This is a genomic window from Capnocytophaga gingivalis, assembly GCF_002302415.1.
Lineage (GTDB): Bacteria > Bacteroidota > Bacteroidia > Flavobacteriales > Flavobacteriaceae > Capnocytophaga > Capnocytophaga gingivalis.
In genome coordinates this window covers 2,049,171-2,062,487 of record NZ_CP022386.1, presented here as the reverse complement: position 1 = coordinate 2,062,487, position 13,317 = coordinate 2,049,171, and the positions used below count along the sequence as shown (strand labels likewise).

Annotated in this window: 14 protein-coding genes and 1 pseudogene; 3 read left to right on the top strand and 12 right to left on the bottom strand. The window is 38.7% G+C overall.

All coding sequences use genetic code 11. The annotated features are described in order from the left end of the window. Positions 1-5: 5 nt before the first annotated feature. The 4 genes from CGC50_RS09815 to CGC50_RS09800 all read right to left on the bottom strand — a co-directional run bounded on the left by CGC50_RS09815 (position 6) and on the right by CGC50_RS09800 (position 6,135). Complete coding sequence (locus CGC50_RS09815) at positions 6-1,232, bottom strand: efflux RND transporter periplasmic adaptor subunit (RefSeq protein WP_095910689.1); 1,227 nt, start codon at positions 1,230-1,232, stop codon at positions 6-8. Between the two features lie 41 nt (positions 1,233-1,273). After that, positions 1,274-2,584, bottom strand: coding sequence for a TolC family protein (locus tag CGC50_RS09810; protein WP_095910688.1), 1,311 nt, complete (start codon positions 2,582-2,584; stop codon positions 1,274-1,276). Positions 2,585-2,810: 226 nt separating this feature from the next. Next, positions 2,811-5,087: an inorganic phosphate transporter gene (locus CGC50_RS09805; protein ID WP_095910687.1), complete on the bottom strand. Its 2,277-nt coding sequence runs from the start codon at positions 5,085-5,087 to the stop codon at positions 2,811-2,813. Between the two features lie 34 nt (positions 5,088-5,121). Then, complete coding sequence (locus tag CGC50_RS09800; protein ID WP_095910686.1) at positions 5,122-6,135, bottom strand: o-succinylbenzoate synthase; 1,014 nt, start codon at positions 6,133-6,135, stop codon at positions 5,122-5,124. Between the two features lie 78 nt (positions 6,136-6,213). Here CGC50_RS09800 and gldB point away from each other — a divergent pair, with 78 nt between their 5' ends. Genes gldB through CGC50_RS09785 form a run of 3 tightly spaced genes read left to right on the top strand, consistent with a single transcriptional unit; the run spans position 6,214 to position 8,498 of the window. Beyond that, the gene (gene gldB, locus CGC50_RS09795) at positions 6,214-7,167 is read left to right on the top strand and encodes a gliding motility lipoprotein GldB (protein ID WP_095910685.1); all 954 of its coding nucleotides are present in this window, start codon (positions 6,214-6,216) and stop codon (positions 7,165-7,167) included. A 3-nt stretch (positions 7,168-7,170) separates the two neighbouring features. Continuing rightward, positions 7,171-7,503, top strand: a complete 333-nt coding sequence (gene gldC / locus CGC50_RS09790; RefSeq protein ID WP_002666006.1) for a gliding motility protein GldC — start codon at positions 7,171-7,173, stop codon at positions 7,501-7,503. Between the two features lie 11 nt (positions 7,504-7,514). Next, positions 7,515-8,498: a Gfo/Idh/MocA family oxidoreductase gene (locus tag CGC50_RS09785; RefSeq protein ID WP_095910684.1), complete on the top strand. Its 984-nt coding sequence runs from the start codon at positions 7,515-7,517 to the stop codon at positions 8,496-8,498. 312 nt (positions 8,499-8,810) lie between these two features. On the opposite strand, the gene CGC50_RS09780 is transcribed toward CGC50_RS09785, so the two are convergent. The 8 genes and pseudogenes from CGC50_RS09780 to CGC50_RS09745 all read right to left on the bottom strand — a co-directional run bounded on the left by CGC50_RS09780 (position 8,811) and on the right by CGC50_RS09745 (position 13,274). Further along, positions 8,811-9,425 carry a CDP-alcohol phosphatidyltransferase family protein gene (locus CGC50_RS09780; RefSeq protein ID WP_095910683.1) on the bottom strand — a complete coding sequence of 205 codons (615 nt, stop codon included), beginning with the start codon at positions 9,423-9,425 and terminating at the stop codon, positions 8,811-8,813. A gap of 67 nt (positions 9,426-9,492) precedes the next feature. Then, positions 9,493-9,801 (bottom strand): hypothetical protein, encoded by a 309-nt coding sequence (locus CGC50_RS09775; protein WP_095910682.1) that lies wholly within the window; start codon positions 9,799-9,801, stop codon positions 9,493-9,495. Between the two features lie 92 nt (positions 9,802-9,893). Next, the gene (locus CGC50_RS09770) at positions 9,894-10,505 is read right to left on the bottom strand and encodes a hypothetical protein (protein ID WP_095910681.1); all 612 of its coding nucleotides are present in this window, start codon (positions 10,503-10,505) and stop codon (positions 9,894-9,896) included. Positions 10,506-10,723: 218 nt separating this feature from the next. Further along, positions 10,724-11,032 (bottom strand): hypothetical protein, encoded by a 309-nt coding sequence (locus tag CGC50_RS09765; protein WP_095910680.1) that lies wholly within the window; start codon positions 11,030-11,032, stop codon positions 10,724-10,726. Between the two features lie 98 nt (positions 11,033-11,130). Continuing rightward, complete coding sequence (locus CGC50_RS09760; RefSeq protein WP_095910679.1) at positions 11,131-11,673, bottom strand: hypothetical protein; 543 nt, start codon at positions 11,671-11,673, stop codon at positions 11,131-11,133. 156 nt (positions 11,674-11,829) lie between these two features. After that, positions 11,830-12,123: a hypothetical protein gene (locus tag CGC50_RS09755; protein ID WP_157909450.1), complete on the bottom strand. Its 294-nt coding sequence runs from the start codon at positions 12,121-12,123 to the stop codon at positions 11,830-11,832. Positions 12,124-12,300: 177 nt separating this feature from the next. Continuing rightward, positions 12,301-12,900, bottom strand: coding sequence for a hypothetical protein (locus CGC50_RS09750; protein ID WP_095910677.1), 600 nt, complete (start codon positions 12,898-12,900; stop codon positions 12,301-12,303). A 95-nt stretch (positions 12,901-12,995) separates the two neighbouring features. Continuing rightward, positions 12,996-13,274 (bottom strand): annotated as a pseudogene (locus tag CGC50_RS09745) (hypothetical protein). Between the last annotated feature and the right edge of the window lie 43 nt (positions 13,275-13,317).

The following is a 13,317-nucleotide window of genomic DNA, read 5'->3' as shown; positions in this document are numbered from 1 at the left end:
TCCCTCTATTTAGCTTTGCTATTGTCACGTCGGCGCATCTTTGGCATAAAAGGACTTGCCCCATTCTGATCTCCCTGTGCTGTTTTGGCTGTACGATTCATAGCCGAGAGGGAGGTAACCACCTCTTCCCCTTGGGAGAGACCACTGACCACCTCTACATTGATACCATCATTACTTCCTATCACAATAGCTTTCTGGGAGAGACTTCCATCGGGCTGTTCTACCCATACATGTTTGTTCTTTCCCTTACTGCGTTCTACCTTGGGGGTTGGTACATTGATTCCTTTTTGTGCATAATATTGTGCTAAGAGTGCCAAATCTAGGGAAAAGTTAATAGCCTTGTTATTGACGATGGTAACCCCTTTGAGTTCGTTGGTATAGATCACTATAGTCGCTGTAAGTCCAGGTTTTAGTTTCTCCTGAGGATTCTGTGCATCCACAATCACAGTATAGGTTACTACATTGGAAGTAGTGGTAGGCGAAAGCCTTACTTGTGATACTTCCCCCTGAAATTCCTCTAAAGGATAGGCATCGACAGTAAAGGTGACGCGCTGTCCTACTTTCACCTGACCTATATCTGCCTCATCCACATTGGCCTCCACTTGCATCTTTTTGATATCTTTAGCAATTTTAAAGAGGGTAGGAGCACTCATGGTAGCGGCCACAGTCTGACCAACTTCTACCTCCTTACTAAGAATAATCCCATCGATAGGGGCATAGATACTGGCATAGCCGAGGTTTGTTCGAGCCTGATTGAGCATAGTGAGTCGTTGTGTAACTGCTGCCTTAGCATTATGGAGCTGATAGTAGGCCTGCTCATAGTCTGCCTTGCTAATGATCTGGTTATCATACATATTTTTCTTACGCTCATAATTCTGTTGGTAGTAAGTTACCTCATTGAGTGCAGCGTTGTAGTTGGCTTGAGCATTGATGACATTCTCTTGCAGGTTGGTCTTATCCAATTCGGCTAAGAGTTCCCCTTTTTTCACTTGGCTGTTGTAGTCTACATATATCTTGCTCACCAAGCCAGAAACCTGAGTACCTACCTCTATCTCATCAACAGGCTGTACACTCCCTGTAGCGGTAACCTCCGTAGTTACATCCCCCTTTTCTACTTTTTCTTTCTGTATCTCAATGATTGCAGGTTTTTCCTTAAAGAAAAAACGATATGCTCCATAGCCCACTCCTGCAAGTAATAGGACAATTATAGATGTTTTTATTATCTTCTTCATTCCGATTTAGTCTTTAGTCCTTAGTTCTTAATTTTCAGTTATTAGTTATTGATTATTATTTCCTTCCCTTGATAGAAATTCAATAATTGTTGGTAGAGTAAGACCATATATTTATTCTGTAGGTACGTTTGCTCAGCATTAAGGTAAGTATTTCTACTCACAAGGAGTTCGGTATTGGTTAAGTTGCCAAACTCGTGTTTTTTCTGAGCCAATTCGTAAGCCAATTTTGCATTATCACGAGCTGTTTTAGAAGCTACCTCCTGTGCTTGACGGGTAGTAGCGTTGTGCCAAGCAGTCTCTATTTTAGTATAGAGGTCTTTTTCTGCTTGTCGGCGATCGAGCTCCGCTTGGGATTCGGCTATTTTAGCTAAAGCGACATTATTTCTGTTCTGATAGCGAGAAAAAATAGGAATATTAAGTGATAAACCAACCGTTTCTCCGAAGTTATTTCTCAATTGCTCCATATACTTATCAGCAGCTCGGTCAGAGTACCCTGTATTGAGACCTGCACTAAGAGTAAGAGAAGGCAAATACCCCGCTTTAGCGATTTGAATATCCTTTTGAGCTATTTCTTTTTGTTTTTCATACACCTTAGTATTAGGCAAATGCTGTAATGCTTGCCTAAACATCTCCTCTTTATTCTCAATAGGAGCACTAACTTCCTCCTTCTGAATAATTTCTATTTTGAAATCTGTTCCTATAGGCAACTCCAAGAGCTGCTTGAGAGCAAGCACCTGAGTCTCATATTGGTTTTGTGCTAATATAATATTATACTGATTGTTAGCATTTTGAGTTTCTATCTCGATAAGGTCAATCTTAGCGATAGCTCCATTTTCAAAACGCTTACGAGCCTGAGCGAGTTCTTCCTCGGAGGAGCGAGCTGTATTCTTAGCTGCAGTGATATTCTCATATTGATAGAGTGCTTGTAGGTATGCCTCCAACACACTAAGGGTGATGTTGTTCTGAGCTTCCTTCCTATACAACTCACTTTGTTCCAATACCAATTGGGTACGTTCTGCCTGCAATCCGAGCTTTCCTCCTTCATACAAAGGCAAAGAAGCATTCACCCCAAAGCTGTTGGTGAAGGTTGTTTGGTTCACCCTATCATTGGTAATCTGGTTGATTACCGAACCATTGTTCACATTGGCAGAAGCATTAGCCGCTACACTTGGCAAGCGATTGCTCTTAGCCTGATGGAGATTGATAGAGGCCGTTTGTTGATTAAGTTCTGTCTTTTTTACAGATATATTATTAGTTACAGCATAGTTGATACAATCAGTAAGCGACCATGTCTTCTCTTGAGCCCACATAGGTAAGGACAAAAGAGCTACAAAGATAATTTTGTATTTCATTTTTGATGATTGTTTTTGAGCTACAAAAATACTCTTTTTTTTACAAAAAAAGAAATATATAAGGAAAAATATATTTTAACACCCCACCGACACAACAAAAGCTCCCTGATTGTACGAATCAAGGACTTTTCTCTTAGGAAATCACAATAGATATTATTGTCTTGTAAATCAAAACACTAAAAAAGTGCCTATAGTCAATTCTATAAGCACTTTTATTAATCATTTGTTATTTTTCATTTGTCATCGTCCTGAACTGGTCTTTGAAGTTCTTAAAGAGCGTCATAAGGTTGATGATAGAGCGAATCAGTACACGAGTTTCGAGGAGCAAACTAAAATATAGTTTAGTATTCTTAGGACTGGATTCGGTGGTACGGATGTCGCGTATCTGCTTTTCTATCAGCTCAGAGATCTCGTCCTTAATACTGCTAACATCCTTGATTAGCTGTGTGGTAGAGTTCGAATACATGGAAACATTCAGTATCTCCAATATCTTCTGGAACTGCTGCTGCATTTTCTCAGAGATTGTTTTAAGATTTCGTATATGATTGTATTTTAGTTTCTTATGATTGTTATCCACATGAGTATAGCTGGTATCGGCTATGAAGCTAATAGAGTTGGACATACTGTGTAGATAGTCCAAGATAAGAATATAGAACTTACTGGAAGTCACTGAACTATCGTCAATAGAACGGATAAAGTAATAGATATCACTCTTGAGGTCTTCTATATCGGAGGTGAGCGCCTTGGCTCGCTTTTTACAAGCTTTGAGCCCTTTGTGATTTTCTACTGCCAGATTATCTATCACTTCACGGTAGAGCTCATCAATGGTCTGCACAGCCCCAGCGATATTCTGGGAGCTGAGCTTCATGATTCCACTAATGGTGATAAGGTCTTCCTTGTTAAAGCGTTTCTTTTGAGCTTCTTTTTCCTTGCGTTGTTTTCTGCGATAAGCAATAGCATTGCGCACTACCAAGTAACCAACAAGGAATATCATGGTGATCAGTCCATATATTTCCCCATAGAAAAGAATCACTGCAATTCCCAATCCCATGACAAAGGCTGCTCCAGCGGTGAGGAACCACCCCCCTATGACATTGAATACTCCTGCCACACGGAATACGGCTGATTCTCTCCCCCAAGCCCTATCGGCAAGAGAAGTACCCATAGCCACCATAAAAGTAACATAGGTAGTCGAGAGAGGCAACTTCAAAGAAGTACCCACAGCGATAAGGCTACTGGAGACTACCAAGTTGATCGCAGCACGGATGACATCATACGCTGGCTTATCTATAGAATCACTTTTTTCTTCCTCTGGTTTTTCAAAGCGGCTATGAATGTACTTCAAGGTACGCTTAGGGATAAGAGCCTCAATCATGGAAGTAACCCATACACTAAAGCGAACAATCCCACGGGAGAGCCCTGTAGCCTCAAACCGTTCCTTGCCTCCTCCTTGTTGGGAGAGCTTCATCTCGGTTTGCATCACATTGAGTGCCTTTTTAGAGAACCAAATGGTAAGTATCATCAGTGTCCCTGCTATGATGAGAAAGATCTGAGGGGTCTGTACATTCTCCCTGAGGGCTCCCATGGTCATGGACTGCTCTGGAGTTCCCGAGGCTTCCCACAACTGGAAAGAATCCCAAGCAGCTACAGGCACCCCAATAAAGTTTACCAAATCATTACCCGCAAAAGCCATTGCCAGCGCAAAGGTACCTGAGAGAATCACCACCCGCCAGATACTTACCTTATACCAATAAAGTACCTGTCCCAAGATAAAAAAGCCAACAAAGAAACAACCCAACAGTAGGAGAGTGTTCTGATCTATCCAATCCAAAAGCTCCTTATGCATAAAGGACAAACCACTCAAGCCCTTGATGACAAGAAAATAGCTTAGTGCAGTAAGTGCAATCCCACCTACGATACCGCTAAAGTAGCGCATGCGTTTTTCAAAGTCAAAAGTAAAGAGTAGTCGGGTGAGGAATTGCACCAAAGAACCCACAACAAAGGCGATAAAAACCGAGACAAAGATAGCCACAATCACCTGCCCTACCTTGTCCGTATTGATATAGTTTCTGACTCCATCTATCACATACAGCAGTCGGTCTTTTTCTTTGAGTTCCTTGACAAAAGCAACCCCTACAGAAGCCCCTAAGAGCTCGAAAACGATAGAAATGGTTGTGGAAGTAGGAAGTCCTAACGTATTGAAGAAGTCCAACAGGAGAATATCGGCCAACATCACTGCGGCAAAGATCACCATCAGTTCCTCGAAGTAAAACATCTCTGGGTTGAAGATACCCTTCTTGGCTATCTCCATCATCCCATTGGAGAAGATAGCCCCTATTCCCACCCCTATACTGGCCACAATCATGATAGTGCGAAGCCGTGCCGCTCTGGAACTAAAAGCCGAGTTCAGGAAGTTCACAGCATCATTGCTCACTCCTACCACAAGGTCAAAAATAGCAAGGGCAAAAAGGGCTGAGAGGGTAAAAATATAAACCTGTTCCATTCTTTTTATTTTGGTGCAAATATATTACATTTTTTTATTTTATCCACCATAGTTTCCCATTTTTTACTTGCAAAGAACTTGGGAAATTATTTGTATACAGACTACCTGTTCCCAAGCCTTGTGGCAAGGGGTTTTCCAGAGTATATGTCCACTGTGCTATAGCCGAAAGTCCTATGTTGCCCTCCAGAGCGGAGGTAACCCACCAGCCGATATTTTCTTTCTCTGCCAAGGCTATCCACTCTTCACTTCCTCTGTACCCCCCTATAAGCGAGGGCTTTAGGATAATATAAGCAGGTTTTATCCATTGGAGTATCTCCTCTTTTCGAGAAGGACAAGCCACTCCTATAAGCTCCTCATCTAAGGCAATTGGCAAAGGAGAGGTCTCACATAGGCGTGCCATCGCCTCATATTGTCCTGCTCGGATAGGTTGTTCTATGGAATGAATCTGTAAGTCCGAGAGCCTCTTGAGCTTCTCCAAGGCATCCGTAGGAGAAAAAGCCCCATTGGCATCCACCCGAAGCTCTATCTCGGAAGAGGTAAATTGCTGGCGAATACCCTTGAGGAGTGCATACTCTGTCTCGAAGTCTATAGCTCCGATTTTCATCTTGATACAGCGGAATCCCTGAGAGAGTTTCTCCCGTATCTGCTGCTGCATGAACTCTTTATCGCCCATCCAAATAAGACCATTGATAGGAATAGCCTCCTTACCTTGGGTAAAAGCAGAAGGAAAAAGCACCCCCTCCTCTTGAGCTTCCAAGGAGAGAAAAGCCTGTTCTACCCCAAACTGTATAGAGGGATAACTCTTGAGCTCATCCCATAGAGCTTCCTCCCCCAAGGAGATATGTTGGCAAACCCATAGGAGCTTACTCCGTTCGTAATCAGTAATATTATCTATACTCAACCCTGGGAGTGGGCTACATTCGCCTATGCCAAATCGTCCGTTGTGCTCTATAGTGAGCAGCCAAGTAGGTTTTTCGGTCAGCACTCCACGTGAGGTACCCGCAGGACGCTTAAATTGTAAGATGTGTTTTTGGAAAATTGCCTTCATCTCTCTTGAAATAAACAGATGACAAAAGTAGTGATTTTCTTTGTAAAAAAATAAAATATTTTTTCTTACCTTTGCACGATGAAAACAAACCATTTTTTACTTTTTATTTTACTGATAGCCCTGACTGCTTGTGATAGAACCGAACGTGCCATCTCCCAGATCCCAATGGATGTGAAGGTCTTGCGTATGGATTCTATTTTCTTCCATACCCCTGTGGAGGAACTACCACTTATCAAAGCAAAGTATCCCCTATTCTTCCCTGAAAATACCACAGATGAAGAATGGGCTAAGAAGCAATCCGACTCCCTACAGAAAGAGCTTTTCTCGGAAATAAACAAGACCTTTGGAGATTTTTCCAATCAAAAGAAGACAATAAAGAGTATCTACCAACATATTAAGTATTATTTTCCTCAGTTCACTCCTCCTAAGGTAGTTACCCTAACCTCCGATGTAGATTATTCATCACGTGTGATCTATGCTGACAGCCTATTGCTAATAGGGGTAGATAATTACTTAGGGAGCAAACATCGTTTCTACAGTGATATGGAAGCATATATTGCTCAGGAATTGGACAAAAAATACCTCCCTGTAGATGTAGCCCTTTCCTTTGCTGAGGCTATTATTCCTTCCTCAAGGAATACTACCTTCTTAGATGCAATGATTCATGAGGGAAAAGTGCTCTACTTAGCTCATAAGTTTCTGCCTACAGTCTCCGAGGAAGACCTACTAAAGTATACCTCTGAGAAATACCAATGGACAGAGGAGAATGAAGCACAGATATGGCGCTACTTTATAGAAAATCAACTTTTATATAGTACCGATAGGAAAATACTGACCCGCTTTATCGATATGGCTCCTTTCTCTAAGTTCTACTTGGAGCTGGACAATCAATCCCCTGGGGGTGTAGGGCGGTATATTGGACTTCGGATTGTCACCCAATATATGGAAAAACACCCCGATGCCCTACAGAAATTAGGAATTATCCCTACCGAAGAACTCTTCAAAGAAGCAAATTACAAACCTAAAAAATAGAAAATGAATCATACTTCTGAAATAAAATTACAAGTCGAGCTGGATGAGAATCGTATTCCTGAGCGCCTTTTCTGGGAGGCTCCCGATGGAGGAATCGCTCACCAAGAGGCCAAGGCTCTATTCCTTTCCGTATGGGATCACAAGAGTAAGGAAGCCCTTCGGATAGACCTATGGACAAAGGACATGCCTCTGGAGGAAATGAATATTTTCTTCTATCAAACATTCCAAACCATGGCTGATACATTCTACAAGGCAACTCAAGATCAGAAAATGACCGATACGATGCGGGATTTCTGTGATTACTTTGCCGAAAAAATGAATATTACTAAAAAATAAGCTATCTAAAGATGAAAAATAAACTAAAAGTAGGGGTATTGGGTGCAGGACACTTAGGAAAAATACACCTAAAACTCCTTAACCAATCCGAGAGATATGAACTTATAGGTTTCTACGATCCTAATAAAGAGCAAGCGCAGAAGGTAGTAGCCGAATTTGGTTATACTTACTTCGATAGTATAGAGAAGCTCATCGAGGCAGTAGAGGTAGTGGATATCGTAACCCCTACCCTATCTCACTATGAGTGTGCGCTGAAGGCTATTGCTGCCAAGCGACATATTTTTATAGAGAAACCCATTACCAGCACTGTAGCCGAGGCAGAAGAAATATACCGACTACTGGAAGCAAACCAGCTCAAAGGGCAAGTGGGGCATGTGGAGCGCTTCAATCCTGCTTTTCAAGCGGCTAAGTCGTCCATAGCAAACCCTATGTTCATTGAGGTTCACCGCTTGGCGGAGTTCAACCCAAGGGGTACCGATGTTTCCGTAGTACTTGACCTAATGATTCACGATATAGATGTGCTCCTAAATGTAGTGGATTCGCCTGTAAAGCATATAGAAGCCAGTGGAGTAGCTGTGATTAGCAAATCGCCTGATATTACCAATGCTCGTATAGAATTTGAAAATGGCTGTGTGGCCAACCTTACTGCCAGCCGTATTTCGATGAAGAATATGCGCAAGAGTCGTTTCTTCCAGAAGGATGCCTATATCTCTGTGGATTTCTTAGAAAAAAAGGTAGAAGTCATCCATATGAAAGATGCTCCAGAAGAAGTGAGCGAATATGATATGATCCTTCAGAATGCCGAAGGCGAACGCAAGCAAATCTACTTCGAATACCCAGAGGTACAACCTACCAATGCTATTCTTGAGGAATTAGAAACCTTTGCCGATGCTATAGAGCACAACACCACTCCTGTAGTGACCTTCCTACAAGGTACCAAAGCATTGCGCCTTGCCAAAGATATCGTCACAAAAATAGAGGAAAATTTTAAATAAACTCATCAGGCTGTCCGAAAAGTCTTATTCATGAAGGGCGATTTGCAAATCTCCCCCTACAACAGAACCTAAAAAACTGATTTTCAATAGAATAAAATTTGAAAATATTCGATTTAAGCTTTGAAAAATAATGTTTTGGACTTTTTGGACAGCCTCATTGTTTCAAAATACGCCTTCAAACTGATACGTATACAAATTCCTGTACGCCTTCGCACAAAGCCTCATTGAGGAGATTTTTGTTGACTCCATTTTTATATACTGACCCAAATAGCCGGTTGCTCCTGCTAATAATATTTTTTCTGTTTTCATTTGTTAATTAAATAACTTGTGTTTCTTAATTTCTTTTCCTTTTCTCAGCAGATAAGCGTGGTAGCTACTTGGGATATCGTTCTGCCATTTAGGTAGTAACAAAATGATAAGAATGACGTCCAATTGCGAGAAGAATCCCCAATAGACTGCCAAGAGCAAGGGGAACCCTCCATAACCAAAGCCTATGAGCGAGATAAAAGCTACTAATAAGCATACGCCCCACAATTTGGAAAGAAAAGCGTGTGTACAAGTTTCTTTGCCAAATCGCCAAAAACTCACCCCATAGCAGAGTCCTTCCATTACAAAAAGGGCAATAATTTCATACCGATAGGCAGCTATCAAAGTGGGGTTGAGATGATAACAAGCCACGCCCACAGACAGCCAGAATATCAAATCTGTTTGGCTATCGATTCGCCGCATTGCCACGGTGCAGACCCCCATATAGCGTGCAATAATCCCATCGAAGATATCCGACAATAGTCCTAAAACTATAAAAACTACTATCCATAGCCTTGCGGTGGGTTCTTCTGCCTTATACGCCACCCACAGAATAGTAGGGGCTAACAAAAACCGAAATAATATCAGTAGGTAGGGGGATTTTTTTAATAATGTTTTCATTATTCAAATACGATTTTGCCAATAGAAATCTTTTGTATTAGTATGTTGCATTTTTAAATATTACCTTTTACCATAGACTTGTTTTGTATTTTTCTTTATAAAAAGTATTGAATAAGACGAAGAACTCATCCAAAGCCTTTTCTTCAGTTTCAAATTTATAATAAAGGATATCAGCCCAGCCTCTACTATCATTCATATTATATCTTTTACGTAACCACTCATAAAAGTCTGTGTATAAAATATCTGCCTTTACATCTTCTTCTTCATCACGATAATACCAACCATCAATAAATACTTCGAGGTTAAATATACTATGCTTTCTGATAAATAGTACAGGAAAGGGTTTGATTTGCTTTATAAGTTCTATAATAGTCATATTGAAAATAGTTTTTGTTTCTGTGTGTTATATTAGGCATAAAGTCTTAACGATTTCTCTTACTGACTCGCACCTGTGGGGAGGTTTTAGTTTTAAATAACATCTCCTATTTCTAAAAATAAAACATTACTAAATCCTCTTTTTTCTATATATTTTTTTACATTTTCTGTACATAAAAGAAAAGTACTTTTTTCTATTCTGAAAAAATCAAAATCTCCAAGATCTCTCTTGTCAATAAATATACCCTTTCCAAACTCTCTTGGTGTATGCTTTGTACCAAATAGGGTTTCTTCTCCAATATAGTCTTTTATCCAATCTTTTCCATCATTTCCTTTACTCATTATTATAGTACTTTGAGGCAATATAGGAATGTTGATTTTAGAATAGATATGTACCAAATCGACCTCTTCTTTAGGTAGCCATCTTAATCTACGAATATCTTTTGCTACTATCTCTTTTGGATTTTTATGCCATTCTAGCTCTCCTATCTCCAAACTTTCAAACTTTTGTTTGAGTTCCTTCGCTATTTCTCTTTTACATACAATATACCCACCATATAAAAAATCAGGAATAACATTCCCTTTAGAATGGTAATCATTCCAAGTCACTTTTATATATTCTCCTTTTTCATAAGGTTGTCCCATTTGAGCGTGAATACTAGCATAAATGGGATCATTTCCACCTCTTATTTTGTATATCTTCATTGTTTCTATATTGTACTGCTTAATTGTATTGAGGTTTTAACAATACATCTAATTGCTTACTGTAAATTTATAATAGAGCTATAAGCTCTTGGGATGATAGGCACGAGCTAAAGTCACTGAATACCTGCAAGCGAGTATGTGACTCGTGCCAGCGGGGTTACTTTATTCAAAATGCGAAATCTTTTGTATTAGTATGTTGCATTTTTAAATATTACCTTTTACCATAGACTTGTTTTGTATTTTTCTTTATAAAAGGTATTGAATAAGACGAAGAACTCATCCAAAGCCTTTTCTTCAGTTTCAAATTTATAATAAAGGATATTAGCCCAACCTCTAGAGTCTCTCATATTATACCTTTTTCTTAGCCATTCATAAAATTCTGTGTATAAGATACTCGCCCTCACATCTTCCTTGGTATCACGATAATGCCAACCATTAATAAAAGCTTCTAAACAAAATATATTGTGAATTCCAATAAATAATTCTGGAATAGGCTTGATAAGTTTTATGAGATCTATAATAGTCATATTGAAAATAGTTTTTGTTTCTGTGTGTTATATTAGGTATAAAGTCTTAACGATTTTCCTCACTGACTCGCGCCTGCGGGGGGGACTTTATTTCTTTTTTATTTAGCCATACAATAAACATCATTTGCAATAGTTAGGAATTTACCTTCTTCTCCATTGAATTCTTCTGAAGCAGACGGAAAGCAATAATAATTAGCTTCTGGATGTTCAGAGACAGTATTTCTATTTAAGGTGGTTCTATATACTTTTTTACTATGTCTTTTTATCCAACTAAAAACTTCCTTTATCCAAGCCTCTGAATCTTCATCTTCAGAAAAACCATATAATTGTCCATTTTTAAGAAACTTTCCTTTTTCTACTGTGGATCTAAGTAATTGCATACGTCCTTTTCCAATTGGATGAAAATGAGCATATCCTTGAATGTTGTTATATTCTTTAGAATATTCAGGTAAAGAAACAATATTTGTATTTAACAAACAAAGCTGTATGCTTTGAGCCTCCGAAATATTTTTCAAAGGATTAATACTTTCATTAATTAATAGAGGTTTCGTATCAATTAGAATCGTTGTGACTTCTTTCAAGAAAGAAGTGAACATATTATAATCATTATCATTTGCAAAAAAATAGCATTTCCTTTTCATTTTGTAATTTTAATAAGTGTAAATATAGCCCCTTTGGATATTATTTGGTTTAATATCTACCCGCCTCGCTGGTGCGAGCGTGTGGCTCGTGCCTTTATCTCTTTTGTATTGTGCTACTTGGCAGGTTGAGGAGGGGTTAAGAGCATTACTAAAACATTAACAACTCGCATCATTAGGAATATTATCTAATCTTTCCTTTATTTTAGTTTTCAATCTATTTAATATTTGTACATTTTCCTCTTCATATAGGCTGAGATCTATATGTTCTATATGGTTTAAGGTATTTTCATTCCCTCTTAAGCCTATCCACTCCATAATAGAATGATATATTTCATGCTCATAACTTTCAGATACTTCTTGAAATATATCAATCATTCCGTTTATAGCTGAATCTTTATCAGTTTTGTATAACGCTACTAATTTCAAGTATTGCTTTTCTATATCTGTCATAATTATTCTATTATAGCGTGAGTTTGACATAAGAAATATATAGTTAAACATTTGTCAATCAAGCAAATAAACATCCGTTGTTTTTTAGGTCTCACATAAAGCCAGCGGGGACTCACTGCTGGATATGTGAACATGGATTGTGATGCAAATATAATGTTTTATTATACTGTACGAACGTTAAATTATATCTCCCATTTCTAAAAAGATGATATTATTAAATTCTTTATCCTCACAAAATTCTTTTACACGTTCTGTGCATAATAATAGATTTGTATTCTGTAAAGTGAAGAAATCATAATTATTGATAACCTCCTTATCAAAGAAGATTCCTTTACCTTTTTCACGAGGAATTATTTCCTCTCCTTTTAATTCTGACACTCCAATAAATTCTATTCTTCCTCTTTCTGTCTTAACTAAAGAACTTTGGGGAAGACAATCAAAATATGTAGGGCTAAAAAAGGATTTTAATGCAATGTCTTCTTGTGGTAGCCATTTCAGTCTTTTAGGATTTTTTGCTTTTAACTCTCTTTCAGTCTTATTAATCTTTATATCTACCCCCTTAATATCTTTAAAGTTTTCTTGTAAAAGATTAAAGACGGACGATTTACATATTTTAATACCATAACAAAATGTAAAATCTCCGATTTTATTCCCATTACTACCCCAACTATCCCACCAAGCATCTAACAAATCGACTTCTTTAATATTTTGTTTGTTGCTAGGTCGAAGAATAGCATATTCTTTTTCTATGTAACTTGTAAATTTATAAACTTTCATTCTGTACAATCTTTTTTATTTTTTAGATTACATTTATCAAAATTAAATTCCCTCGCTGGAGTGAACGTGCCGCTCGTGTCCTAGTTATATTGCATTTAGTCAAACACAATCTTTCCCACGATTCTCGCACCCTCGCACACTTCCATTTCCTTGAGCTCGTCCAAGATATAATGAGGTGCGTGCTCCAAGAGGAATCTCACTTGGCATAAAGCACTATATACACCCGCTTCCATTGGCTCATCAAAAGTAATGACGATACTCCAATGAGGTTGTTCTAATTGCACAATATGAGTCGTAGGGCGATACTCTATAGTACCTATAGGTGGTTACTGGCGCCCGCCCTCTTCCTTAGTAAGGAAGTGAATAATGCCTATTCAAGGAAGTGAATAATGCCTATTCTTTGTTTTTGCATAACTA